Here is a 23,472-nt window from a genome sequence, read left to right on the forward strand (position 1 = left end):
CCGGAGGCGGTGGACCCCCGGGGCGGGCGGTCGCCCCGGGGGTCGAGAGGGACCCGGGATCAGGCCAGCGTGGCGGTGTCGATCACGAACCGGTAGCGCACGTCCGAGTTCTGCACCCGCTCGTAGGCCTCGTTGATCCGCTCGGCGGGAATGACCTCGATCTCGGCGCCCACCCCGTGCTCGGCGCAGAAGTCGAGCATCTCCTGGGTCTCGTCGATGCCGCCGATCATGGAGCCGGCGAACGTGCGGCGGTTGGCCAGCAGCGAGAACACGTTGACGTCCAGCGGCTCCGCCGGGGCGCCCACGTTGACCATGGCCCCGTTGACGTTCAGCAGCGACAGGTGGGCGTCGAGGTCGATCTTCGCGCTGACCGTGTTGAGGACCAGGTCGAAGGTGCCGGTCAGCTCCTCGAACGTCGCCGGGTCGCTCGTGGCGTAGTAGGCGTCGGCGCCCAGCGCCAGCCCGGCCTCCTTCTTGCGCAGCGACTGGGACAGCACCGTCACCTCGGCCCCCATCGCGTGGGCGATCTTGACGCCGAGGTGGCCGAGGCCGCCCAGGCCCACGACGGCCACCTTCTTGCCGGGGCCCGCCTTCCAGTGGTTCAGCGGGGAGAAGGTGGTGATGCCCGCGCACAGCAGCGGCGCGGCGACGTCGAGGTCGATGCCCTCCGGGATGCGCAGCACGAAGTCCTCGGTGACCACCACGTGCGTGGAGTACCCGCCCTGGGTGACGGTGCCGTCGCGGTCCTCGGCGCCGTAGGTCATGACCGCGCCGTCGAGGCAGTACTGCTCGTCACCGGCCCGGCAGTTGGCGCACTCGCCGCAGGAGTTGACCATGCAGCCCACCCCGACCCGGTCGCCGACCGCGTGGCGGGTGACGTCCGGGCCGACCTCGGCGACGATCCCGGCGATCTCGTGCCCGGGGGTCAGCGGGTACTGCTGGGGGCCCCAGTCCCCCTGGACGGTGTGCAGGTCGGAGTGGCAGATCCCGGCGTACTTGATGTCGATGAGCACGTCGTGGGCGCCGAGGTCCCGGCGCTCGAGAGTGGTCGGGACCAGCGGTGCACCGGCGGAGGGCGCGGCGTAGGCGTTGACAGTGAGCAAGAGGTACTCCTCGGAGGATATGGGGACAGCTGAAGGGGAGAATCGGGGTGGTCGCCCGGGCGCGCGGCGGACGCCGGACCGGGGTGCCGGTCCTGACACCGACGACGGCCGGGGGACGCGGCCGCGGAGGCGGCCGACACGGGGAGCGGCGCGGGCGGGCGCAGGGTCTCCTCTGGCGGGGTCCTGGCGTGCCGCACGTCCCCGAAAGAGCCTACACGCGCGAGAAGTTGAAAAGGAAGCTGATGGTTCTCGGGCCGTCAGGGGCCGCTGCCGTGGGCCTCCGCACGGTGATGCCCGGTCCCCGCACCCGCGCCGCCCGGGCGCCCGGTCAGAACCGGGCGTTGCGGGGCGTGCGCTGGCAGACCGGGCAGCGGTAGGAGGAGCGGTTCATGAAATGCTCCCGCACGATCAGGGCGCTCCGCCCCTCCTCCGCGCAGCGCGGGCAGGGCAGCGCGGCCCGGCCGTAGGCGGAGAGGGAGCGGGCGAAGTACCCGGACTCGCCGTTGACGTTGACGTAGAGGGAGTCGAAGCTGGTCCCGCCCGCCGCCAGGGCGCGGTCCATGACCTCGCGGACGGCCGCGAGGACGCGCATCGTCTCGGGCCGCCGGAGCGTGTCGGTGGGCCGGGCCCAGTGCAGGCGCGCCTGCCACAGGGCCTCGTCCGCGTAGATGTTGCCGATCCCGGAGACGAGCGACTGGTCCAGCAGCGCGCGCTTGAGCCCGGTGCGACGCCGGCGCAGCCGGTCGTGGAAGCGCTCCGCGTCGAACGCGGGGTCCAGCGGGTCCCGGCCGATGTGGGCGGCCCGGGCGGGCACCAGCGGGGCGCCCGTGGCCGAGCGGCCGCCCGGGGCGCCGTCGCCGGTGGGCACGAGCCGGTCGAGGAGCATGCCGCCGAAGATCCGCTGGTCCACGAAACGCAGCTGCCCGGGGGTGCCGGGGCGCTCGGACAGGCCGATCCGGACCTTCAGGTGCTTCTCGTCGGGCAGGGAGGCGTCCTTGACCAGCAGCTGCCCGCTCATCCCGAGGTGCACCAGCAGCGCCTCCTGCGGCGGGGCGCCGTCCGTGCCGGTCAGCGGCAGCCACAGGAACTTGCCGCGGCGCACCGCGTCCGCGACCACCGCGCCGTCGAGCTCGTGCCCGAAGGAGACGGGGCCGGCGTCGTGGCGGCGCACCGAGCGCGGGTCCAGGACCCGCACCGACTCGACCCGGCGGCCGACCACCCAGCGCTCCACGCCGCGGCGGACGACCTCGACCTCGGGCAGCTCAGGCACGGGCGCCCCGGGGCGCGCGCTCAGCCACCGCGGCGGGCCACCAGGGTGGCGTAGGCCTGCGCCGCGGCGGAGCGCTCGGCCTCCTTCTTGGTGGTGCCGGTCCCCGTGCCGTGGTCCTGGCCCCCGACGAGCAGGTGCGCCTCGTAGCGGCGGTCGTGGTCGGGGCCCGTGCCCTCCACGGCGTAGCGGACGGAGCCCAGGCCGCGGGCCGCCGCGAGCTCCTGGATCTCGGTCTTCCAGTCCCGGCCCTCGCTCATCACGAAGCCGTCCTCCAGGAGGGGCACCACGAGCCGCAGCACGAAGGCTCGGGCCGCCTCGAGCCCGGAGCTCACGTACACGGCGCCGATCAGGGCTTCCATGGTGTCGGCGAGGATCGAGGCCTTCTCGTGCCCGTTGGTGCGCACCTCCCCCTTGCCCAGGCGGATGTGGGGACCCACGTCCAGGGCCCGGGCGAGGTCGGCGAGCGTGCGGGTGCTCACCACGGCCGAGCGGATCTTCGCGAGGTTGCCCTCGGAGTCGTCGGGGTAGCGGTGGAAGATCTCGTCGGTGACCGCGAGGCCCAGCACGGAGTCCCCCAGGAACTCGAGCCGCTCGTTGTGGCCCTGGCCTTCGTGCTCGTACGCGTAGGACCGGTGGGTCAGGGCAAGACGAAGCGTCCCGGCGTCGATGTCGACGCCGAGACGCTCCAGCAGGTCCTGAGGTGTCGCGGTGGAGGTCACCGTGGTCAGGCGTCGGCCACCTTGCGGCCCTTGTACTCCAGGAACAACGCGGTCCCGGCGGAGTCGGTCACGACCTTGGCCTGGTGCGGCAGGCTGTAGGTGACCTTGCCGTTCTCGACAGTCTTGACCAGCTTGGGCGCGGTCGCCTTCCACTGCGAACGGCGTGCACGGGTGTTGGCACGGGACATTTTCCGCTTCGGAACAGCCACGGCTATCTCTCTTCTCTCGGTTCGGTCGTCTGGGTCGAGGTGTCCTGCTCGAGCAGCCCCGACAGGGCGCTCCAGCGAGGATCGAGCACCTCGTGGTGGTGACCCGGGTCGTCCTCCAGGCGCGCGCCGCACTGGGCGCACAACCCCTGGCAGTCCTCCCGGCACACCGGTTGGAACGGCAGCTGCGTGATCACTGCGTCCCGAAGCATGGGCTCGAGGTCGATGGTCTCGTCCTGAACTTCATACATCTGGTCGTCCTCGGACTCCTCCCCGCCGTCGGCGGCGGGGTCGAAGACGTAGAGCTCCTGCACGTCGACGTCCAGATCGTAGTCGATCGGGTCGAGGCACCGGCTGCACTCGCCGTGGATGGCCACGGCGGCCGTGCCGGACACCAGGATCCCGTCGTGGACGGATTCCAGCCGGAGGTCCAGGTCGATGTCCGAGCCCTCCGGGGCGCCGATGAGTGCGTTGCCGAAGTTCTCCGGCGCGGGCACAACTTCTTCCAGGCGTCGCATCGTCCCCGGGCGGTGCTCGAGGTCCCGGACACCGATGGTGAGGGGCGAACTGTTCTCGCGACTGATGACTGACTCCTGGTGAAATTCTGACCGACAGACCATGTTAGCGTGCTGTGCCGCGCGTTCTCAAACGGGCGGGGTCCGGGCGCGCCGGGACGGGGCGGGCCCGCTCAGCCCTGCAGGGCCCGCAGCACGGGCGCCGGCACGTACCCGGAGACGTCGCCGCCGAGGCCCTGGACCTCCTTCACGAGGGTCGAGGACAGGTGCAGGAACCGGGGGTCGCCAGGCAGGAAGACCGTCTCCACGCCCGTGAGGTGGCGGTTCATGGTGGCCATCGGCACCTCGTACGCGTAGTCCTCCCCCGAGCGCAGCCCCTTGACGAGGGCCACCGCCCCGCGCTGCGCCGCGTACTCCGCGAGCAGGCCTGCGCCCATGGGCTCGACGACGACGCCGGCGACGCCCGCGAGGCTCTCCTCCACCAGGGCCAGCCGCCGGTCCGCGTCGAAGCGGTAGCGCTTGTGCGGGTTGGTGGAGACCGCGACGACGACCTCCTCGAAGAGCGCCGCGGCGCGCACGACGACCTCCACGTGGCCGTTGTGCAGGGGGTCGAAGGAGCCGGGGCAGATCGCTCGGTGCATGGGTGCCATCCTATGGGCGCCCCGTCCCCCGGCGGCGTACCGTGGTGGGCGAGGGACTCCTGCGGCGAGAGCGGAGCACCGCCATGAGCATGCCGTGCCGCCGGGCGCGGGCCGGGCAGCGGATCAGCGCCCTGGACGAGGCCAACCTGCGCGTGGAGCGGCGCGGGGTGCCCATGCACGTCGCGGCCCTGGCGCTCCTGGAGGCCGGTCCCCTCCTCGACGCCGGCGGGCACGTGCGGCTCGGGGACGTCCGGGAGCACGTCGAGCGGCGCACCCGGGGCGTCCGGCGGCTCCGCCAGGTGCTCGCCCGGCCCGGGGGCGGGCGTCCCGTGTGGCTCGACGACCCGGTCTTCGACGTCTCCCGGCACGTGCGCTGCCACCCGGTGCCGCCGCCCGGGGACGAGGAGAGCCTGCTCCGGGTGTGCGCCGGGATCGACGCGGCCCCGTTGCCCCGGGACCGGCCCCTGTGGGAGCTGTGGCTGCTTCCCGGGCTCGCCGGCGGCCGGGTCGGCCTGCTGATCCGGTGGCACCACGTGCTCGCCGACGGCCTGGCGGCGCTGACCCTGCTCGCGCCCCTGTTCGATCCCGCGCCCGGCGGCGCACCGGGACGTCCAGGGGCGGGCGGCGGTCCGCGGCCCGCCCCGGCCCGCGCCGCAGCCCGCCTGCTCGGCCGGGCCGCCCAGCTCCGCGGCGCGCTCGCGGAGGGCCGCGCCCCGGCGCTGTCGATCAACCGCCCCGTGGGAGCCCGGCGCCGCGCCGCGCTGGTGCGCGCCGACCTGGCGGCGGCCCGGGAGCTGGCCCACCGGCAGGGCGGGACGGTCAATGACGTGGTGCTCGCCGCCGTGGCGGGCGGCGCCCGGCAGCTGCTGGCCACGCGCGGCGAGCTGGCCGGCGTGACCGAGCTGAAGGTGTCGGTGGCCGCCTCCGTGCGCGGCCCGGGGGACCCCGCGGGGGGGCAACCGGACCGGCGTGCGGGTGGTGGCCGTGCCCATGGACGACCCCGACCCGGTGGCGCGGCTGCGCAGGATCGCGGCGACGACCGCGGCCCAGCGGGCCCGCCCGCCGTACCGGCCGGGCGGGCGTCTCGCCCAGCGCTGGATGGTCCGGATCATGGACCGACAGCGGCTCGTCAACCTGCTGCTCAGCAACGTGCGCGGCCCCGCGGCGCCCCTGCTCTTCGCGGGGGCGCCGGTGCACGAGCTGTTCCAGCTCGGAGCCGTGCAGGGGAACCTGGCCCTGTCCGTGGGAGTGGTCTCCTACACGGGGACCCTGGGCATCGACGTGGTGGCCGACGCCGACGTGGTGCCGGACCTCCCGGTGTTCGTCGAGGGCCTGGCCGCGGTCCTCGTGCGGCTCGGCGCCGGGCCGCCGCCCCCGGACACCGGTGCGGGACCCTAGACTGGCGGCCATGGATGCCACCGACGCCGCCGTCCCATCCACGTCCCCGTCCGGCCCCCCGTGGGAGCGCATGGCCCGCGGGGGCGGTCTGCTGACCGGCACCGGGGAGCTCTCCGGGACCGTCTTCGAGGAGATGTCGCGGCTGGCCGCCCGGACGGGGGCCATCAACCTGGGGCAGGGCTTCCCGGACGTCGACGGGCCGCGGGAGATGCTCGACGCCGCGGCGGCCGCGCTGCACGGCGGCGGCAACCAGTACTCCCCGGTGGCGGGGCTGCCGCAGCTGCAGGAGGCCGTCGCCGCGCACCAGCACCGCTTCTACGGCATCGACCTGGACCCGGGCACGGGCGTGGTCGTGACCGTGGGCGCGTCGGAGGGCCTGGCCGCGAGCCTGCTCGCGTTCCTGCGGCCCGGGGACGAGGTCGTCACGTTCGAGCCGCACTACGACCTCTACGGCGCCGTCGTGGAGTTCGCGGGCGCACGCCTGGTCACGGTCCCGCTCGAGCCGCCGTGCTTCTCCCCCGACCTCGACCGTCTCGCCGCGGCCTTCGGGCCCCGCACCCGCATGGTGATCCTCAACGACCCGCACAACCCGACCGGCACCGTCTTCGACGCCGCCGTCCTGGCCCGCGTGGCAGCGCTCGCCGCCGAGCACGACTGCGTCGTGGTGACCGACGAGGTCTACGAGCACCTGCGCCACACCGGCCGGCACCGGCCGCTCGCCGCGCTGCCGGAGGCCTTCGACCGGACCCTCACCGTCTCCTCCGTGGGCAAGTCCTTCTCGGCCACCGGCTGGCGCGTCGGGTGGGTCAGCGGGCCGGCGCACCTCGTGGGCCCCGTGCGCGCCACGAAGGCCTATCTCACGCACAGCGCCGCCACGCCGCTGCAGCTCGGGGCGGCCACCGCACTGGGCCTGCCGGACGCCTTCTACGAGCGGCTCACGGAGGACTTCCGGCACCGCCGGGACGTGCTCGTCCGGGGGCTGGCCGCGGCGGGCGCGGAACCGTTCGAGCCCCGGGGCACGTTCTTCGTCGTGGCGGACGTCCGCGGGCTGTGCGACCGGTACGGGGTCGAGGACGCGGAGCACCTCGCCCCGGTGCTGGCGGAGCGGGCCGGCGTGGTGGGCGTGCCCGTGCCGGCCCTCGCCTCCGCGGAGCACCGGGCGCTCTACGCGTCCTGGATGCGCTTCTCGTTCGGCAAGCGCCTGGACGTGCTGGAGCAGGCCGGGCGGCGTCTGGCGGGCTGAGCCGCGACGCCCCCGCCCCGCCCCAGCCCCGTCACATCTGGTCAGCACCCTTGGCGCTGCGGGAGCGGATGGCTAGCGTGGAGCTGACGCGCGGCGCCCGCGGACAGCGAGGGCACCGCGGGTCGGGCGGTCGGACGACGACCGCCGTCAGCAGGAGGCCGGTCCGTCCCGCCGGATCCGCCCGCACACGGTCGCCGGCTTCCTTCCGGAGGGATGTTTCCGAAGGGGGAACCATGCCAGCAGGACAGGGCAAGAACATCCGGCGCGTCACCAGCGTCGACGTGATCCGCAGCACGCAGGGTGAGGGGAGCGCCGGGTCCTACACGTTCGAGCTGACGCTCGACGACGGCGTGGAGGAGTACCTGCTCGTCGTGCCGGAGGACGAGGCGAGCACGGTGGCCCGGCTCATCCAGCACAGCAGCTCGATGCAGCTGGACAAGAACACGGACGACCTCATCTTCGAGAAGTACGGGGACTGAGTCTCCCGTCCGTCAGACCCCCGGCCGCCGCTGCCACGGCAGCGGCGGCCGGGCACCGGCCCGCAGAGCTCCGGGTGCGTTCCACCCGACGGGGCTCAGACCGAGGCCGCCCGGCGGCCCAGCGCCCGGTAGCAGAAGCCGGCGGCGGTCCAGCGGTCGGGGTCGAGCACGTTGCGGCCGTCGAGGATCTGCGGGACGGCCACCAGCGGGTCCAGCTGCTCCGGGGTCATCGCCTTGAACTCGGGCCACTCGGTCAGCAGCACCACGACCTCGGCCCCGGTGACGGCGGCCTCGAGGGAGTCCACGTAGTCCAGGCGGGGATAGCGCTTGGCGGCGTTGGCGTTGGCCTTGGGGTCGTAGACGGCCACCTCCGCGCCGATCGAGTGCAGCCGGGCGGCGATGTCCAGGGCCGGGGAGTCGCGCACGTCGTCGGAGTCCGGCTTGAAGGCCGCCCCGAGCACGGCGACCTGCCGGCCCACCACGGAGCCGCCCAGCATCTGGGTGACCGTCTCGACCGTGTGGCCCCGGCGGCGGACGTTGATGTCGTCGACCTCGGCGAGGAAGCGCACCGACTGCTCCACCCCGAGCTCGGCGGCCCGGGCCCGCAGCGCCCGGATGTCCTTGGGCAGGCAGCCGCCGCCGAAGCCCACGCCGGCGTTGAGGAACTTGCGCCCGATCCGCTCGTCGAGGCCGATCGCGTCGGCCAGGGTGCGGATGTCCCCGCCGACCGTCTCGGTCAGCTCGGACAGGGCGTTGATGAAGGAGATCTTGGTGGCCAGGAAGGCGTTGGCCGCGACCTTGACGAGCTCGGCGGTCTCGTAGTCGGTGACGATCAGCGGGACGCCGGCCTCCAGCTGCCGGGCGTAGACCCGGCGCATCACGGCTTCGGCGGCCGGCTCCTCGGAGCCCAGGACCATCCGGTCCGGGGTCAGAGTGTCCTCCACGGCGTAGCCCTCGCGCAGGAACTCGGGGTTCCACACCAGGGACACGTCCACCCCGGGCCGGGCGGAGGCCCGCGCCAGATCGGCCAGACGGCGGGCGGAGCCCACGGGGACCGTGGACTTGCCCGCGATCACGCAGTCCTTCGTGGCGGCCGCGGCGATCGAGCCGACGGCGGCGTCGACGTAGCGCATGTCGGCCGCGAAGGACCCGGCCCGCTGCGGGGTCCCGACCCCGACGAAGTGGACGTCTCCGAAGGCGCCGGCCTCCTCGTAGCTCGTGGTGAAGCGCAGCCGGCCGGTGCCCACGTGCTTGCGCAGCAGCTCGCCCAGGCCCGGCTCGTGGAAGGGCAGCTCACCGCGGGACAGGGCGTCGACCTTCTCCGGGTCCACGTCCAGCCCCAGCACCTCGAAGCCCATCTCCGCCATCGACGCGGCGTGCGTGGCCCCCAGGTAGCCCGTTCCCAGAACCGTGATCCTCATGGACGTCCTCCGTTCCTCCCGGGCGGTGGCCCGGGCTCGATGCTGCCTGTCGAATCTTGTCAAAGCGGGTGCGCGCAACGGCGCAGGTGTCAGTCCGGCGCGCCGGACGACGAGGGGGATGTGACGTCCGTCTCGGCGAACCACATGGTGGTCTCCCCGTGCCGCTTCTGCTCGAAGCGGCGCAGGCCGGCCGGCCAGTCGGGCTCCGGGGACCGGGAGGAGCGCTCGACCACGAGCACCCCGCCCTCCCGCAGCCGGCCCACCAGCGGGGCGAGGACCGCGGCGAGCTCCGCCTCCGGGAGGGGGTAGGGCGGGTCGGCCAGCACCAGGTCCCACGGCCCCTCGGCGGGATCGGCGAGGTAGGCGCCGACCGCCCCGTGCCGGACCGTGACGACGTCGTCGCGCCCGAGGGCCCGGTGGACCGTCCCGGCGTTGGCGCGGCAGACCCGCGCCGCGCCCGCGTGCCGCTCCACGAGGGTCACGGCGGCCGCGCCGCGGCTCGCGGCCTCGCAGCCGAGGGCCCCGGAACCCGCGAACAGGTCCAGGACCCGGGCGTCCCGGAGCATGCCCCACGCCTCGAGCCGCGCGAAGAGCGACTCCTTGACCCGGTCGGTCGTGGGCCGGGTGTCCCGGCCCGGGACGGACTGCAGGCGCAGCCCTCCGGCCGCCCCGGCGATGATCCTGCTCATGCGTGCTCCTCTGCTGTGCTCGGCGCCCCAGCCGGCGGCGGCACGGGGCTCAGCCCCGGTCCAGGAACGCCTCGGCGTCCGGGTCGAGGTAGCGCTCGATGGCCTCGGCCAGCTCGGGGTGCTCAAGCAGCTGGGGGTCCTCGCCCAGGATCGTCACGGCGTCCCGGCGGGCGCGCTCGATGAGCTCGGCGTCGTCGAGGGCCCGCAGCAAGCGCAGGGTGGAGCGGCCCCCGGACTGGGCGGCGCCGAGGATGTCGCCCTCGCGGCGCAGTTCGAGGTCCGCCCGGGCCAGCTCGAAGCCGTCCGTGGAGGCGGCCACCACCTCGATCCGCTGCCGCGACGGGTGCTCGGCGGGGCGCCGGGTGACGAGCAGGCACGTCCCGGCGTGCCCACCGCGCCCGATCCGGCCGCGCAGCTGGTGCAGCTGGGAGATGCCGAACCGGTCGGCGTCGACGATGATCATCAGCGTGGCGTTGGGCACGTCCACGCCGACCTCGACCACGGTGGTGCACACGAGCAGCTGCACGTCCCCCGCCGCGAACTCCTCCATGAGGCGGGACTTGCGGTCCGTGTCGAGCCGGCCGTGCAGCACCTCGGCGCGCACGCCCGCCAGGACGGGCTCGGCGGCGACGAGCTCCGCGAGCCAGGTGACGGACGCCATCGACGCCTCGGTCTCCTCGTCCTCGGCGGCCTCGGCGAGGGCCGACTCCGCGAGGGAGGCGTGGGGCGGGGGCTCGTCGTCGTCGCCGATCTTGGGGGCCACGACGTAGACCTGGCGGCCCGCGTCGATCTCCTCCCGGGCACGCCGCCACAGGCGCCGTTCCCAGCCCGGGTGCTCGACGAGCCCCACGGTGTGGGTGGCGATCGGCTGCCGGCCCGCCGGCAGCTCGTCGAGGACGGAGACGTCCAGGTCCCCGAAGACGGTCATCGCCACGGTGCGCGGGATCGGGGTGGCGGTCATCACCAGCAGGTGCGGGGGCCGCCCGGCCTTGTCGCGCAGCCGGTCGCGCTGCTCGACGCCGAAGCGGTGCTGCTCGTCCACCACCACCAGTCCGAGGTCGGCGAACTGGACGACCTCCGAGAGCAGGGCGTGGGTGCCGATGACGATCCCGGCCTCCCCCGACGCGATCCGCAGCAGGGCCCGCTTGCGTGCAGCCGCGCCCATCGACCCGGTGAGCAGCACCACCTGCGTGCCGTCCGGGTCCCCGCCGAGCAGGCCGGCCTGCGCGAGCGGGCCCAGGGAGCGGACCACGGAGCCGTGGTGCTGGGCGGCGAGCACCTCGGTGGGGGCCAGCAGCGCGGCCTGGGCGCCGGAGTCCACGACCTGCAGCATCGCGCGCAGGGCCACGAGCGTCTTGCCCGAGCCGACGTCGCCCTGGAGCAGCCGGTTCATGGGACGGGTGCCGGCGAGCTCGGCGGCGAGCTCCTCACCCACGGCGCGCTGCCCGGCGGTGAGCTCGAACGGCAGCCCGGCGTCGAACCGGGCGAGCATCCCGTCGGGGACGCCCGGGCGGGCCGTGGTGGGGTGCGCGGCGAGCTCGGCGCGGCGGCGGGCCAGGGCGCACTGGAGCAGGAACGCCTCCTGGTAGCGGAACCGGCGGCGCGCCTGCCCGTGGGCGCGGGTGTCCCGGGGTCGGTGGACCTGCCAGTACGCCTCCTCGAGACCCATGAGCCCCTCCCGCTCCCGGATCCCGTCCGGCAGCGGGTCAGGGACCGCCCCGAAGTCCACGACGGGCAGCAGCGAGTGCACGGCGCGGGCGATCTTGTCCGTGGTCAGCTTGGCCGTGGCCGGGTAGATGGGGATGGGCCGGCCCGCGCGCTCCTCGGCGGTCTCCCCCGCCTCCGGGGCGTCCGGGTCGAGGATCGCGTAGTGCGGGTTCGTCATGGTCACGGCGCCGTTGTACAGCCCGACCTTCCCGGAGAACAGGGCGTGCGTGCCCGGGGGCAGGTCCCGGGCGGCGGTCCAGGCGTTGAAGAAGCTCAGCCGCATCGTCCGGCCCGGGCCGGGGTCGTCGTCGGCGAAGAGCCGCTGCGGGTCGGAGGAGGCACGGTCGGTGATCACCACGTCCGTGATGGACCCGCGGCGGGAGCGCATCTGCCGGGTGGAGGCGTGCACGACCTCGGCCACGATGGTCACCTGCTGGTCGATCCGCAGCTCCGAGAACGGGGTGAGCTCGCCCCGCGGCATGTACCGGCGGGGGAAGTGGTCGAGCAGCTGCCCGATCGTGGACACCGAGAGCTGCCGGGCCAGCTGGTCGGCCGTGGTGCGGCCCAGCAGCCGGGCCAGCGGCTGGTCGAGCTCGGAGACCGGGTCGGGGAACGCCCCGCCGCCGTGGGATCGGGTCATCTCAGGGACGCCTCATCCGTCCGCCTCCGAGAGGGAGGTCACCGTGACGTTGACGGCCTTGCCGCGGGCGCCGATCACCGTGAGGGCGTCCTCGGGCCGCGGCACGTGCACGTGCACGCGCCACCGGTAGCCGTCCCCGGTCTCGGTCACCGCGCTCATGATCACGCTGGTGCCCACTTCGCTGAGCTCGTGGCGCAGCTCCGCGGCGTCGAGCGGGGTCAGCTCCAGGGTGCACATCACCTCGACGCCGCCGTGCACGGCGTGCGGGGCGTCCCCGGTGCCGGCTGCCCGGGCCGCGGCGGCGTCGATCAGCGCGTCGAGGGCGTTCTCGTCGCCGGCGTCGTCGCCGCCCACGGTGCGGGCCAGCGCGTCGAAGACCACGAGCATGCCCAGGGCGCCGGCGTCGACCGTGCCGCTCTCGCGCAGGATCTCGAGCTGGTCCGGGGTGACGAGGACCGCGGCGCGGGCGGCGGTGCTGACGCCGGCCAGGAACTCCTTGAGCTGCTGGTTGGACCCGACCTCCACGCCCTGCGGCACGGGGACGGCGGCGGCCGCCTCCAGGACGGAGAGCATGGTCCCGTCCACGGGGTCCGTCAGGACGCTCCAGGCGCGCACGTGACCGGCGTGGAGGGCCAGCCGCACGGACTCGGCGGTCATCCTCCTGCTCCCCTCGAGGGAGCGGCCCACGGCCGTGAGGAAGACGGAGAACAGGGTGCCCGAGTTGCCGCGGGCCTCCTCGAGGGCGGCCTGGCCGGCGAGGGAGAGCAGCTCCCCGACGTCGCCGGTCTCGAGCACGGCCGCAGCCTCGGCCGCGGCGCGCACGGTGGTCGAGAGGTTGGTCCCGGTGTCGGCGTCCGCGACGGGGAAGACGTTGAGGGCGTTCAGGACGGGGCTGTGGCGCACGAGATCACGGTGGGCCAGGTCGAGCCACCGCCGCATGACGGCCGCGTTCGATCCGATCCTATGGTTCAAAGTGATCCCATCCTTCGCCGACCGGGTGCCCGAGAGCGAGGTGCGGCGCTCGTCCGTCGAGCAGCACCCGGCGGAGGGTGTCGTCGTGCGCGGGGGGCGCGGGCGCACACGAGCCTATCGCACGGAACATGCCGGGCAGCGGCACTCCCCGGGGGAAGACGGCGAGCAGCCCGTGGTCCTCGCCGCCGGTCAGCACCCAGTCGCGGGGGTCCGCCCCGAGCAGCCGGGCGGCCGGGCACAGGGGCTCGGCGAGGTCGGCCACGGCGGCGCCGTCGAGGTCGACGACGACGCCGCTGGCGGCCGCGACCCTCCCGGCGTCGCGGAGCAGACCGTCGGAGAGGTCGATCATGGCGGTGGCCCCGGCGCGGGCGGCCGCGGGACCGGCGGGCACGGGAGCGCACGGCCGCAGCTGCGCGGCGGCGAGCCCGTCCAGGAGCTCGTCCCGGCCGGCCCGGTAGCGGCGGTCCTCGAGCAGCGCCACGCCCGCGGCCGCCCGTCCGGTCGTCCCGGCGAGCGCCACCGTGCCGCCCGCCCCCGCCCCGGACCGGCGCACCGGGTCCCGGCCCTCGAGGTCGCCCGTCACCGTGGCCGTGACCGACAGCTCCCGTCCGGCTCCCAGGTCCCCGCCGACCACGGCGCAGCGGTCCGCGCCCATGGCCCCGAACCCGGCCACGAGCCCGCGGGCGAAGTCCTCGGGCCAGGACACGGGCGTCCCCGGGGGCAGGGTGAGCGAGACGACGACGGCCGACGGGACGGCGCCCATCGCGGCGACGTCGGCGAGGTTCTGCGCCGCGCACTTCACCCCGGTGTCGTAGCCGGTGGTGACCGTGCCGCCGGCCCAGGCGAGCCGGAAGTCCTGGTCCTGCACCTGGGTGTCCGTGGTGATCACGTACCGCCCGTCCGGGGCCGCGACCACGGCGCAGTCGTCACCGGGGCCGAGCAGCACGTGGTCCGCCGCTCCGGGACGCGAGGCGGCGGGACGCAGGAGCAGCGGGAGCACGCGCTCGAGCAGCTCGGCCTCGGAGAGCTCCCCGACGGTGGGTCCCGGTCCGGGCGGGGCGTCGGGCACGGGGGACAGCTCCGCTGGGGGTCGGGTCATGGCGCTCATCCTAACGACGGCCCCGGACGGGGGAACGGGGCGGCCCGAGGATTACGCTGGGGGCATGCCCTCCCCCTCCCTGTCCCGATCCGCCCGTGCCGTGCTGGGGGCGGGAGCCCTGGTGGCGGTCCTGGCGGGGTGCTCCGCCGCCGTCACCGTGGACCCCGCCGAGAACGCCGCCGACCCGGGGTGCGCCCCCGCGATGCTGGCCATGCCGGAGACCGTCGGCGAGCACGCCCGGCGCGAGACCACGAGCCAGGCCACCACGGCCTACGGCGAGCCCACGGCGGCGGTCGTGCGGTGCGGCGTGGCACCGCCCGGGCCCACCACGGACGCCTGCTCCACCGTCAACGACGTCGACTGGCTGATCCGCCAGGACGAGGACGGGAGCACGTGGACCGCCACGACCTACGGCCGGGACCCGGCGGTCGAGGTGGTCTTCGACAGCACCGCCGTGGCGTCCTCCACCCTGCTCGTGGAGCTGGGCTCCGCGGTGGAGCAGATCCCCGCCGAGCGCCAGTGCCTGGACCTCCAGGACACCGTGGAGGGTCTGTGACCCGGAGCCGGGACGGGGGCCGCCGGGACGTCCCGGGAGCTCGGGAATAGGCCCATCCGCCGCCGGGTTGTGGCGTGGACACGCACGCGACCGCACCACGCCCCGAAAGCACGCCCAGAAGGAGGCACATCCGTGGCAACCGATTACGACGAGCCCCGCGTCAAGCCCGAGGACGAGCCCGCCAACGAGTCCCTCGAGGTGATCCAGGCGCAGCGCAGCGCCACCGCGCAGAGCCCGGCGATCGACATCGACGACTCGGACACGGCGGAGGGCATCGACCTGCCCGGGGCCGACCTGTCCCAGGAGGAGCTGCTCATCCAGGTGGTGCCCGAGCAGGACGACGAGTTCACCTGCATGTCCTGCTTCCTGGTCCGCCACCGCAGCCAGCTCGCCCGGGAGAAGGACGGCGCCCGCTACTGCATCGAGTGCGAGGGCTGACGCCCGCCGGTCCCACGCCCGGCCGGGGCCGGCCCGGTCACTCGTGGCGCAGGGAGGCGATCGGATCCTTCCGCGCGGCCCGGACGGCGGGGATCGTCCCGGCCAGGAACGCGATCCCCATCACGGAGAGCACGATCAGCGCCACCCGCCACGACTCGAACGCGAACAGCGACAGCCCGGGCAGCCCGGACAGGAACCCGTCGGCCAGCACGCCGCTCAGGGTCGAACCGCCGACGACGCCCGTGACCGCGCCGACGACCGCCCCGAGGAACCCGATGAAGACGGCCTCGAGGGAGAACAGGCCGAAGACCCTGCCCCCGCTCATGCCCATGGCCTTCATCAGGCCGATCTCGCGGGTCCGCTCCTGGACCGACATCAGCAGGGTGTTGACGATGCCGAGCCCGGCGGCCACGAGCGCGATGACGGCGCAGGCGTTGAGGATCCACACGATGGCGTTGATGACGGCGCGGAACATGCCGAGCTGGTCCTCCACGGTGAGCCCGAGCATGTCGTGGTCCTCCAGCCGCGCCTGGATCCCGGGGGCCCGGTCCATGTCCTCGACCGTGACCGTGGCCATCGCGAAGCTCTCCGGGACCTCCTCCAGGGCGCCGCTGACCTGGTAGTCGTAGAGCCGCTCGTTGAAGGAGTCCGACGGGATGGGGTTCAGGGAGGTCCCGACGAGGCTGGCCTGCGTCACGCCGGAGATCGTGGCCGGGAACGCCCGGTCCTGCTCCGCCATGTTGGTCATGACCACGTCGACGCGGCCTCCGACGGCCTCCCGCGCGGAGGAGAAGCCCAGGTCGGCGACCCAGCTGTCGGGGACCGCGATCTCGTCCCGCCCGGCGGCCGGGGCTCCGCCGGCCACCATCTGCAGGCCCACGGCGTCGACGGGGATCCCCGGGGAGAGCTGGAACCGGCTGCCGTCGGCGGCCTCCAGGTAGGTGGGGGCCACGGAGTACATCGGCTTGACGGAGCGCACCCCCTCGATGCCCTCGATGACCTCGATGTCATCCGTGGTCAGCCCCTCGAAGGACACGCCGAACCCCGTCCGGATCCGGGTGGTGTCCGGGTCGTACTCCCGGGGGCCCGAGGTCGAGGACAGCTCGATGAGGGGCTGCGACTTCTGGACGTAGAGCGCGTCGGCGTCGCCGAACGCCGCCACGGTGTCGTCGATGTACCGGTTCACCCCGGTGCCCATGCCGGAGGTGAGGGTCAGGGCGAACGCCCCGATGAAGACGGCGAGCACGGTCAGGGCAGTGCGGATCCTGGCGCGCCGGGTGTTGGCGACCGCGGAGCCGAGCAGATCGGGCCACCTCACCGGGCACCCCCCACCGCTCCGACGACGACCTCGCCGGCCGCCCCGTCGGCGCCCGCCCCGGCGGCGGGCGCGGGGACGGTGGCGGGCGCGGGGGCGTCCACGACGAGACCGTCGTGCAGGTGCACCTGGCGGCCGCAGCGCCGGGCGAGGTCCTCGTCGTGGGTGACGACGACCAGGGTGATGCCGCGCTCCCGGTGGAGGTCGAACAAGAGGCCCTGGACCACCGCGCCGGTGGCCGAGTCGAGGTTGCCCGTGGGCTCGTCGGCGAAGATGACGGAGGGGTCGTTGACCAGGGCGCGGGCGATCGCGACCCGCTGCTTCTGCCCGCCCGACAGGTCGACGGCGCGGCTGGAGGCCTTCTCCGCCACGTCCAGGCGCTCCAGCACGTCCAGGGCGCGGCGCCGGCGCACCCCGGGACGGACCCCGGCGATCCGCAGCGGCAGGGCCACGTTCTCCAGGACCGTCTGGTCCGGCGTCAGGTAGAACTGCTGGAACACGAAGCCGAACGCGGTGTTGCGCGTCTCGTTGAGCTCACGGGCCGTCATCGACGCCGCCGGCCTGCCGTCCAGGGACACCGTGCCGTGGGTCGGCGCGTCGAGCAGCGCGAGCAGGTGCATCAGGGTCGACTTGCCCGAACCGGACTTCCCGACGACGGCCACGGACTCCCCGTGCCCGATCCGCAGGTCCACGCCCCGCAGCGCGGCGAAGCGGGTGTCCCCCCGGCCGTAGATCCTGACCAGGTTCTCGGCCTCGAGCACCGCGGACGTCATCGGATTCCCCCTGTCGGAGCGCCCGTCCCCCCGGACGGCCGCTGCGGGACCACGTCCCGCACTCATCATGTGCATAAGTTAATGGTGGTGGCGACCCGATCCCTGTCCCCACTAATGCTGTCCCGCGACCGCACCGGCGGGCACGTCCGGCGACGACGCCCCGGGACGGCCGGTCACGGGGGCCCGGTGGAGTCCGCCGCGCCCGGCGCGGGCCCCCGACTCCTCCCGTCACGTAGCAGTTCACCCTTGCTAATGCCGGAATGTGGACGATAGTTAACAGCACAGCTGTTCTTCGGCAGGGGGTTCCGGCTCCGTGGGACGGGCGCACGGTCCGTCCCGGCCGAACGACGAGCGGCACGACGCGACGGGGGTGCGTCCGCGCGGGGGCGCGGGAACGATCCCGTGGGGCCGTGCGGCGCGCTGACGGTCCTGGGGTGGGCCCGGGCCGACTACGGGATACAGGAGACACATCGACATGACAACTACGAGAAGACTGGCTGTTGCCGGTGCCTCGGCGAGCGTGCTGGTGGGGGGCCTGTTCCTGGGCGCCCCGGCGGCCGTCGCCGCACCGGGCGACGCCCCGCCGGTCGACGCCCCACCGGGCGCGGCCGCATCCACCGAGGGGGCCGGTGCCGCGGTGGAGCTGCCGGCCGCGGCGCCCGCGGACGTCCCGGCCGCCGAGGTCCTGATCGCCGAGGCCGTTCCGCCCGCACCGGCGGTGGCCCCGGTCCCCGAGCCGGCACCGGTCGTCGCCGACGTGGTGGCGCCCGACCTGCCGGCCGCCGCACCCGCGGACGTCCCGGCCGCCGCACCCGCGGACGTGCCGGTCGCCGAGGTGGACCCGCCCGCACCGGCCGAGGCCCCGGCGCCGTTCGTCGCCGACGTGGCGCCTGCGGCACCCGCCGCACCGGCGCTGCCCGACGCGGCGCCCGCCGCACCGGCCGGAGCGGCGGTCCAGCAGGCGGTGACCCCGGAGCTCGCGCCCCAGGAGACCGCTGTCGGGGCCGCGAACCCGGGGTTCAACGTGGACACCCGCCTCACCGCGGCACCGTTGGGGCAGTCGGCCGGTGCTGGTCTGCTCACGGCTCTGCTCGCGGCGGCCGTGGCCCTTCCCGGTGCGCTCGCGTACCGGGCCCGGCGGCTCGGGCGCAGCGGCGCCTGAGCCGCGTGCCGTGCCGGTGGCGCCCGCGGGGCGGCGCCGGCACGGCACCGCCCCGGTGCGCCCGCACGGGACGACAGCCCAGCGCAGAGAGGGACAGCACCGCATGGCATCGAGCACCCTGGCGGGGTCGCCGCGTCCCGTCCCTGCCACGGAGAGGGACCCGCTGGCGCGGCGAGCGGCCGTGGTGACGCTGTGCGCCGCCGTGCTGTGGGTGGCGCTGATCAACCAGTGGTTCATCGCCCAGCACTTCCTGGGGCACGTGCCGTCCGCCGCGTCTCCGGTGCGCCTGAGCATCGACTCCGCCGGCTTCGACGCCGACGTGCTCCCCTACGACCCGACGGACGAGGACCTCGCGGGCGGCTCGCTCGTGCCGCCGCAGACCTACAGCGGCTACCGGCTCACGCCCTACGGGATGCCCGGCGAGGGGTCGACGAACACCACGTACATCGCCGGGCACAGCTACGACAAGGTCGAGCTGCCCTTCAACAAGCTGAGCGACCCGGCGCTGGTCGGGCAGGAGCTCGAGGTGGAGACCGTGGACGGGACCCTCGACTACGTGGTGGACTCGGTGACCACCTACGAGAAGGACACGCTGAAGGACAGCGAGATCTGGCGGGTCGTCCCGAACCGCATCGTCCTGATCAGCTGCTACACCCAGGACGCGGTCGGCAAGAACGTCGTCGTCACCGCGTCGCCCGCACCGTGAGCCGGGGGCTCCGCGCCCGGAGCCGTGCCGCGGCTCAGCGCAGCCCCACCGGCCGTTCCAGGGCGAGGCCCAGGAGCTCGTCGATCAGGCCCGCGTAGTCGAGCCCGGACGCGGCCCACATCCGCGGGTACATCGAGATCGGCGTGAACCCGGGCATCGTGTTGATCTCGTTGATGACCACCCGCCCGTCGGGGGTGTAGAAGAAGTCGGCACGGCACAGGCCCTCCCCGTCCAGCGCCTCGAAGGCGGTCACGGCGCTGCGGCGGATCGTCCCCATGGCCTCCTCCGGCAGGTCCGCGGGGCAGCTGAGCCTCGCGGAGGCCTGCGAGACGTACTTCGCCTCGAAGTCGTAGAACGCGTGCTCGTCGACGATCTCGATCTCGCCCGGCATGGAGGTCCGGGCGGCGCCGGTCCCGCGGCCCTGGAGGACGGCGCACTCGATCTCCCGCCCCACGATCCCCGCCTCGACCACCAGCTTGCGGTCGTGCTCGCGGGCGGTCTCGATCGCGGCGTCCAGCTCCTCGGCGCGGTCCACCTTCGTGATGCCGAAGGAGGAGCCCGCGCGGGCGGGCTTGACGAACACCGGGAAGCCCAGGGCGGCGATGCGCTCGCGCACGCCGTGGGGGTCCACGGCCCACTGCCGGTCGGTCACCACGGTGTAGGGGCCCACCGGCAGGCCCGCCGCCTCGAAGGCGAGCTTCATGAAGTGCTTGTCCATGCCCACCGCGGAGGCGGTGACGCCGCAGCCCACGTAGCGCAGGTCGGCGAGCTCGAGCAGGCCCTGCAGGGTGCCGTCCTCGCCGAAGGGGCCGTGCAGCAGGGGCAGCACCACGTCGATGTGCCGGTCCCGGCTGACGGTCTGCCCGCAGGGACCGTCCTGGCGCACGATGAGCTCGCTCTCCCCGACCTTCAGCGGCAGGCTCACGAGCTCGTCGCCCACGGGCAGCTCGGCGATCGGGTTCGCGTCGAGCAGGGCCTCCAGCTCCTCCTGGGGGCAGAGGAACCACTCGCCCGAGGTGGCGATGCCGACGGTCACCACGTCCCACTTCTCCCGGTCGATGGCGCGCAGGACGCCGCGGGCCGTGATGAGGGAGATGGCGTGCTCGCTGGAGCGTCCGCCGAACAGCACGGCGACGCAGGGGCGGGGGGTCATGGGGCGGTCCCTTCGGATTTGATCTCGCGGCCCAGCAGCAGCGGGGCCACGTCGTCGATGGTGATCTCCTCGCGGAGGATGGCCACGACGGCCTCGGTGATGGGCATGTCGACGCCGTGGCGGCGGGCCAGGGCGAGCACGGCCGGGGCGGACTTGATGCCCTCGGCGGTCTGGGTCATCTCCTCCTGGACCTCCTGGGGGGTGTGGCCCAGGCCGAGGAGCCGGCCCGCGGTGCGGTTGCGGGACAGCGGCGAGGAGCAGGTGGCCACGAGGTCCCCCAGCCCGGCCAGGCCGGAGAGGGTCTCCCGCCTCCCGCCGAGGGCGAGCGCGAGCCGGGTGGTCTCGGCGAGCCCCCGGGTGATGATGGAGGCCTTGGAGTTCTCCCCGAAGTGGCGGCCGTCGGCGATGCCCACGCCGAGGGCGATGACGTTCTTGACGACACCACCGATCTCGGTGCCCACCACGTCGGTGTTCGTGTAGGGGCGGAAGTAGCGGGTCCGGCAGGCGTGCGCCACCCAGGTGGCCAGTTCCGTGGCGGTGGCGGCGACGACGGAGGCCGTGGGCTGCTCCTCCGCGATCTCCATGGCCAGGTTCGGCCCGGAGAGCACGCACGTGCGCGCCCGCCAGTGCTCGGCGCCCAGGCCCGTGTCCCGCCCCAGTTCCTCGGCGACCACCTCGCTCATCCGCAGCCCCGTGTCCCGCTCGAGACCCTTGGCGAGGGACAGCACCACGGCGTCCCGCTCGAGGTGCCCGGCCACGGCGGCCAGCTGGGCGCGCAGGGACTGGGCCGGCACGGCGAGGACCACGAGGTCCGCCCCGCGCACGGCGGCGGCGAGGTCGGCGGTGATCTCCAGGCGCTCGGGCAGCCGGATGCCGGGGACGTAGCGGTCGTTGACGCGGGTGCGCGCGGTGTGGTCCATCGCGGGGGTGCTGCGTCCCCACAGCGCCACGGTCCGCCCGACCGGCTCGGCGCGGGCGTGCGCGGACTCCCGGGCGCTGTCGGCGAGGATCTTGGCGAAGGTCGTGCCCCAGGACCCGGCGCCGAGGACGGCGATCCTCCGCGGCCCGGTGGCGGGCAGCCCGGCGGGGAGCACGGCGGTGGTCTCGGGCCTCGTCACAGGCGGCCTCCTCGGCGGCGGTCCCAGGGGGCGGCCGGCGCGTCCGTCCCGCGCAGCACGGCCAGTTCCCGGGTCACGGCGCGCATGACGGCGTCGGTGGCGTCCTCGAGCTGTGCCGCGTGACGGCCCACCGGACGGGTCAGGTCCGGGACGTCGTCACGCCACGGCGTGAGGTCCACGGGCGGCCCGATCCGCACGCGCACGTCCTTCCGGGGGAAGAGGCTGACCGTGCGCCGACCGGTGGAGCGGTCGTGGTCCAGGACCTCCTGGTCGCCCCAGTGCGCGAGCGGGACCACCGGGACCCCGGTGGCGAGGGCCAGGCGCGCGGCGCCCGTGTGCCCGGTCATCGGCCACCGCCCGGGGTCGCCGGTGAGGGTCCCCTCGGGGTAGATCACCACGGCGCCGCCGGAGGCGAGCTCGGCGCGGGCGGCCGTGAGCGCCGCCGCGGCGTCGGCCGTGCCGCGCAGCACGGGGACCTGGCCCGTGGCCCGGAGCACCGCCCCCACCCCGGGGGCGCGGAACAGCGACTCCTTCGCCAGGAACCGCGGCATGATCCCGTTGTCGTAGAGCGTGATGGCGACGGTGAGGGGGTCGAGCTCGGTGAGGTGGTTGGGCACCACGATGAACCCTCCCTCGGCGGGCAGGTGCTCCTCCCCCGTCCAGCGCAGCCGGGCCACCAGCCGGTAGGCCGGCTTGACGACGCCCGCGAGCACGCGGAACAGGCGGCGGTTCGAGGTGCGGCTCATCGGCGGGCCCGGCTCACGCGCCGTCGAGCTCGAACGACGCCCCGAGCCCCGTCAGCTTGTCGGTGAAGTGCTCGTAGCCGCGCTCGATGAGCTCCACGCCCGTGACGTGGGACGTGCCCTCGGCGGCCATCGCCGCGATGAGGTGGGAGAAGCCGCCGCGCAGGTCGGGGATGTTGATCTCGGAGGCGTGCAGCGGGGTGGGCCCGGAGATCACGGCCGAGTGCACGAAGTTGCGCTGCCCGAAGCGGCACGGCACGGAGCCCAGGCACTCGCGGTGCAGCTGGATCGTGGCCCCCATCCGGTTGAGGGCGGCGGTGAAGCCGAAGCGGTTCTCGTAGACGGTCTCGTGCACGATGGACACGCCTGTGGCCTGGGTCAGGGCGACCACGAGCGGCTGCTGCCAGTCGGTCATGAAGCCGGGGTGCACGTCGGTCTCGACGATGAGCGGGTTGAGGTCCCCGCCGGGGTGGAAGAAGCGGATGCCGTCCTCCGTGATGTCGAGGCCGCCGCCGATCTTCCGGAAGGTGTTGAGGAAGGTCATCATGTCGGACTGCCGGGCCCCGGCCACGAAGATGTCGCCGCCGGTGGCGAGCGCGGCGGAGCCCCAGGACGCCGCCTCGATCCGGTCGGGCATGGCCCGGTGCCGGTAGCCGGTCAGCTCGGGGACGCCCTCGATGCGGATCACCCGGTCGGTCTGGACGGTGATGATGGCGCCCATCTTCTGCAGGATCGCGATGAGGTCCATGATCTCGGGCTCGGTGGCCGCGCCGCGCAGCTCGGTGTGGCCGTCGGCCCGGGTGGCGGTGAGCAGCACCTGCTCGGTCGCGCCGACCGAGGGATAGGGCAGCTCGACCTTGGCGCCGTGCAGTCCGTGCGGCGCGCTCATCCGGATCCCGGACTCCAGCTTCTCGACGCGGGCGCCGAAGTGGCGCAGCACGTCGAGGTGGTAGTTGATGGGCCGGTCGCCGATCTTGCACCCGCCGAGGTCGGGGATGAACGCCTCGCCGATGGCGTGCAGCAGCGGCCCGCACAGCAGGATCGGGATCCGGGAGTCCCCGGCGTGGGCGTCGATGTCCGCGTGCCGCGCCGTGGTGACGTTGCAGGGGTCCAGGGACAGCCGGCCGTCCTCGCGCCCCACGTCCACCCCGTGCAGCGCCAGCAGGTTGGTGACGACCTGGACGTCCTTGATCTGGGGCACGTTCGCCAGGACGGACGGTGTCGAGCCCAGGAGGGCGGCCACCATGGCCTTGGGGACGAGGTTCTTGGCACCTCGCACGGTGACCTGCCCGGACAGGGGGATGCCGCCCGTGATGTGCAGTGCGCTGCTCATGACCTTCCGATCTGCTGTTGCCGGGCCACCCCCGAGCGGGAGCGGCACCCGTACAGTGTAGGTTCCCCGGCGC

Annotated in this window: 23 protein-coding genes and 2 pseudogenes; 8 read left to right on the top strand and 17 right to left on the bottom strand. The window is 74.3% G+C overall.

All coding sequences use genetic code 11. From position 1 onward, the window contains the following. Nucleotides 1–59 precede the first annotated feature (59 nt). The 6 genes from ACFYE3_RS15635 to coaD all read right to left on the bottom strand — a co-directional run bounded on the left by ACFYE3_RS15635 (nt 60) and on the right by coaD (nt 4,454). Complete coding sequence (locus ACFYE3_RS15635; protein WP_387610632.1) at nt 60–1,103, bottom strand: NAD(P)-dependent alcohol dehydrogenase; 1,044 nt, start codon at nt 1,101–1,103, stop codon at nt 60–62. Between the two features lie 328 nt (nt 1,104–1,431). Continuing rightward, a complete protein-coding gene (mutM, locus tag ACFYE3_RS15640) occupies nt 1,432–2,373 on the bottom strand; it encodes a bifunctional DNA-formamidopyrimidine glycosylase/DNA-(apurinic or apyrimidinic site) lyase (RefSeq protein WP_387610633.1) in 942 nt (313 codons plus the stop codon). A 20-nt stretch (nt 2,374–2,393) separates the two neighbouring features. Beyond that, the gene (rnc, locus tag ACFYE3_RS15645; RefSeq protein ID WP_387610635.1) at nt 2,394–3,092 is read right to left on the bottom strand and encodes a ribonuclease III; all 699 of its coding nucleotides are present in this window, start codon (nt 3,090–3,092) and stop codon (nt 2,394–2,396) included. A 5-nt stretch (nt 3,093–3,097) separates the two neighbouring features. Then, entirely contained in the window at nt 3,098–3,301 is a 204-nt protein-coding gene (gene rpmF / locus ACFYE3_RS15650) for a 50S ribosomal protein L32 (RefSeq protein ID WP_031282896.1), read from the bottom strand. A 2-nt stretch (nt 3,302–3,303) separates the two neighbouring features. Beyond that, complete coding sequence (locus ACFYE3_RS15655) at nt 3,304–3,816, bottom strand: YceD family protein (RefSeq protein WP_387610637.1); 513 nt, start codon at nt 3,814–3,816, stop codon at nt 3,304–3,306. Between the two features lie 170 nt (nt 3,817–3,986). After that, complete coding sequence (gene coaD / locus ACFYE3_RS15660; RefSeq protein WP_387610638.1) at nt 3,987–4,454, bottom strand: pantetheine-phosphate adenylyltransferase; 468 nt, start codon at nt 4,452–4,454, stop codon at nt 3,987–3,989. 89 nt (nt 4,455–4,543) lie between these two features. Between coaD and ACFYE3_RS15665 the strand changes: the two are divergent. From ACFYE3_RS15665 to ACFYE3_RS15680, 4 genes and pseudogenes are all read left to right on the top strand, one after another. Further along, nucleotides 4,544–5,275 (top strand): annotated as a pseudogene (locus ACFYE3_RS15665) (wax ester/triacylglycerol synthase domain-containing protein); the annotation flags it as partial. 145 nt (nt 5,276–5,420) lie between these two features. After that, nucleotides 5,421–5,852 (top strand): annotated as a pseudogene (locus ACFYE3_RS15670) (WS/DGAT domain-containing protein); the annotation flags it as partial. 10 nt (nt 5,853–5,862) lie between these two features. Further along, nucleotides 5,863–7,095, top strand: coding sequence for an aminotransferase class I/II-fold pyridoxal phosphate-dependent enzyme (locus ACFYE3_RS15675; RefSeq protein ID WP_387610640.1), 1,233 nt, complete (start codon nt 5,863–5,865; stop codon nt 7,093–7,095). A 233-nt stretch (nt 7,096–7,328) separates the two neighbouring features. Further along, nucleotides 7,329–7,574 (top strand): hypothetical protein, encoded by a 246-nt coding sequence (locus ACFYE3_RS15680; protein WP_344123277.1) that lies wholly within the window; start codon nt 7,329–7,331, stop codon nt 7,572–7,574. Between the two features lie 95 nt (nt 7,575–7,669). On the opposite strand, the gene ACFYE3_RS15685 is transcribed toward ACFYE3_RS15680, so the two are convergent. The 5 genes from ACFYE3_RS15685 to thiL form a co-directional block, all read right to left on the bottom strand. Then, nucleotides 7,670–8,995 (bottom strand): UDP-glucose dehydrogenase family protein, encoded by a 1,326-nt coding sequence (locus ACFYE3_RS15685; protein WP_387610642.1) that lies wholly within the window; start codon nt 8,993–8,995, stop codon nt 7,670–7,672. 89 nt (nt 8,996–9,084) lie between these two features. Next, nucleotides 9,085–9,684, bottom strand: a complete 600-nt coding sequence (gene rsmD / locus ACFYE3_RS15690; RefSeq protein WP_387610644.1) for a 16S rRNA (guanine(966)-N(2))-methyltransferase RsmD — start codon at nt 9,682–9,684, stop codon at nt 9,085–9,087. Between the two features lie 49 nt (nt 9,685–9,733). Then, entirely contained in the window at nt 9,734–12,031 is a 2,298-nt protein-coding gene (locus ACFYE3_RS15695; protein ID WP_387610646.1) for an ATP-dependent DNA helicase RecG, read from the bottom strand. 12 nt (nt 12,032–12,043) lie between these two features. Beyond that, entirely contained in the window at nt 12,044–13,003 is a 960-nt protein-coding gene (locus ACFYE3_RS15700) for a DAK2 domain-containing protein (protein ID WP_387610647.1), read from the bottom strand. Further along, nucleotides 12,993–14,102 (bottom strand): thiamine-phosphate kinase, encoded by a 1,110-nt coding sequence (gene thiL, locus ACFYE3_RS15705; RefSeq protein ID WP_387610649.1) that lies wholly within the window; start codon nt 14,100–14,102, stop codon nt 12,993–12,995. The genes ACFYE3_RS15700 and thiL overlap by 11 nt, the downstream gene beginning before the upstream one ends. Nucleotides 14,103–14,166: 64 nt before the next feature. On the opposite strand from thiL, the gene ACFYE3_RS15710 reads away from it, so the two are divergent. Together ACFYE3_RS15710 and ACFYE3_RS15715 are read left to right on the top strand one after the other, a co-directional pair. Then, the gene (locus ACFYE3_RS15710) at nt 14,167–14,658 is read left to right on the top strand and encodes a DUF3515 family protein (RefSeq protein ID WP_387610651.1); all 492 of its coding nucleotides are present in this window, start codon (nt 14,167–14,169) and stop codon (nt 14,656–14,658) included. Nucleotides 14,659–14,790: 132 nt separating this feature from the next. Beyond that, on the top strand, nt 14,791–15,096 hold the full coding sequence (locus ACFYE3_RS15715; protein ID WP_387610653.1) for a DUF4193 domain-containing protein: 306 nt from the start codon (nt 14,791–14,793) through the stop codon (nt 15,094–15,096). 37 nt (nt 15,097–15,133) lie between these two features. On the opposite strand, the gene ACFYE3_RS15720 is transcribed toward ACFYE3_RS15715, so the two are convergent. Together ACFYE3_RS15720 and ACFYE3_RS15725 are read right to left on the bottom strand one after the other, a co-directional pair. Beyond that, nucleotides 15,134–16,414: an ABC transporter permease gene (locus ACFYE3_RS15720; protein WP_387610654.1), complete on the bottom strand. Its 1,281-nt coding sequence runs from the start codon at nt 16,412–16,414 to the stop codon at nt 15,134–15,136. Further along, on the bottom strand, nt 16,411–17,184 hold the full coding sequence (locus tag ACFYE3_RS15725; RefSeq protein WP_387610656.1) for an ABC transporter ATP-binding protein: 774 nt from the start codon (nt 17,182–17,184) through the stop codon (nt 16,411–16,413). Before ACFYE3_RS15725 ends, ACFYE3_RS15720 begins: the two co-directional genes overlap by 4 nt. Nucleotides 17,185–17,659: 475 nt before the next feature. Here ACFYE3_RS15725 and ACFYE3_RS15730 point away from each other — a divergent pair, with 475 nt between their 5' ends. Beyond that, a complete protein-coding gene (locus ACFYE3_RS15730; protein ID WP_387610658.1) occupies nt 17,660–18,346 on the top strand; it encodes a hypothetical protein in 687 nt (228 codons plus the stop codon). A gap of 103 nt (nt 18,347–18,449) precedes the next feature. Further along, complete coding sequence (locus ACFYE3_RS15735) at nt 18,450–19,052, top strand: class F sortase (RefSeq protein WP_387610660.1); 603 nt, start codon at nt 18,450–18,452, stop codon at nt 19,050–19,052. 34 nt (nt 19,053–19,086) lie between these two features. Here the strand turns inward: ACFYE3_RS15735 and ACFYE3_RS15740 are convergent, their stop codons facing one another. The 4 genes from ACFYE3_RS15740 to murA are packed head-to-tail and all read right to left on the bottom strand — an operon-like array spanning nt 19,087 to nt 23,399. Then, on the bottom strand, nt 19,087–20,205 hold the full coding sequence (locus tag ACFYE3_RS15740) for a D-alanine--D-alanine ligase family protein (protein ID WP_387610662.1): 1,119 nt from the start codon (nt 20,203–20,205) through the stop codon (nt 19,087–19,089). Next, the gene (locus ACFYE3_RS15745; protein WP_387610664.1) at nt 20,202–21,323 is read right to left on the bottom strand and encodes an NAD(P)H-dependent glycerol-3-phosphate dehydrogenase; all 1,122 of its coding nucleotides are present in this window, start codon (nt 21,321–21,323) and stop codon (nt 20,202–20,204) included. The genes ACFYE3_RS15740 and ACFYE3_RS15745 overlap by 4 nt, the downstream gene beginning before the upstream one ends. Next, the gene (locus tag ACFYE3_RS15750) at nt 21,320–22,069 is read right to left on the bottom strand and encodes a lysophospholipid acyltransferase family protein (protein ID WP_387610665.1); all 750 of its coding nucleotides are present in this window, start codon (nt 22,067–22,069) and stop codon (nt 21,320–21,322) included. The genes ACFYE3_RS15745 and ACFYE3_RS15750 overlap by 4 nt, the downstream gene beginning before the upstream one ends. Before the next feature lie 13 nt (nt 22,070–22,082). Further along, nucleotides 22,083–23,399, bottom strand: a complete 1,317-nt coding sequence (gene murA, locus ACFYE3_RS15755) for a UDP-N-acetylglucosamine 1-carboxyvinyltransferase (RefSeq protein WP_368822202.1) — start codon at nt 23,397–23,399, stop codon at nt 22,083–22,085. Nucleotides 23,400–23,472: the final 73 nt, after the last annotated feature.

It is taken from the genome of Kocuria arenosa (assembly GCF_042879215.1).
Classification (GTDB): Bacteria; Actinomycetota; Actinomycetes; order Actinomycetales; family Micrococcaceae; genus Kocuria; species Kocuria arenosa.

Bases quoted from the DNA above. Each gene is read 5' to 3' on its own strand.
- ACFYE3_RS15655 (WP_387610637.1), bottom strand. From the start codon at position 3,816: ATGCGACGCCTGGAAGAAGTTGTGCCCGCGCCGGAGAACTTCGGCAAC.
- thiL (WP_387610649.1), bottom strand. From the start codon at position 14,102: ATGACCCGACCCCCAGCGGAGCTGTCCCCCGTGCCCGACGCCCCGCCC.
- coaD (WP_387610638.1), bottom strand. From the start codon at position 4,454: ATGCACCGAGCGATCTGCCCCGGCTCCTTCGACCCCCTGCACAACGGC.
- ACFYE3_RS15730 (WP_387610658.1), top strand. From the start codon at position 17,660: ATGACAACTACGAGAAGACTGGCTGTTGCCGGTGCCTCGGCGAGCGTG.
- ACFYE3_RS15725 (WP_387610656.1), bottom strand. From the start codon at position 17,184: ATGACGTCCGCGGTGCTCGAGGCCGAGAACCTGGTCAGGATCTACGGC.
- ACFYE3_RS15685 (WP_387610642.1), bottom strand. From the start codon at position 8,995: ATGAGGATCACGGTTCTGGGAACGGGCTACCTGGGGGCCACGCACGCC.
- rsmD (WP_387610644.1), bottom strand. From the start codon at position 9,684: ATGAGCAGGATCATCGCCGGGGCGGCCGGAGGGCTGCGCCTGCAGTCC.
- murA (WP_368822202.1), bottom strand. From the start codon at position 23,399: ATGAGCAGCGCACTGCACATCACGGGCGGCATCCCCCTGTCCGGGCAG.
- ACFYE3_RS15680 (WP_344123277.1), top strand. From the start codon at position 7,329: ATGCCAGCAGGACAGGGCAAGAACATCCGGCGCGTCACCAGCGTCGAC.
- ACFYE3_RS15710 (WP_387610651.1), top strand. From the start codon at position 14,167: ATGCCCTCCCCCTCCCTGTCCCGATCCGCCCGTGCCGTGCTGGGGGCG.
- ACFYE3_RS15695 (WP_387610646.1), bottom strand. From the start codon at position 12,031: ATGACCCGATCCCACGGCGGCGGGGCGTTCCCCGACCCGGTCTCCGAG.
- ACFYE3_RS15735 (WP_387610660.1), top strand. From the start codon at position 18,450: ATGGCATCGAGCACCCTGGCGGGGTCGCCGCGTCCCGTCCCTGCCACG.
- ACFYE3_RS15740 (WP_387610662.1), bottom strand. From the start codon at position 20,205: ATGACCCCCCGCCCCTGCGTCGCCGTGCTGTTCGGCGGACGCTCCAGC.
- ACFYE3_RS15750 (WP_387610665.1), bottom strand. From the start codon at position 22,069: ATGAGCCGCACCTCGAACCGCCGCCTGTTCCGCGTGCTCGCGGGCGTC.
- ACFYE3_RS15675 (WP_387610640.1), top strand. From the start codon at position 5,863: ATGGATGCCACCGACGCCGCCGTCCCATCCACGTCCCCGTCCGGCCCC.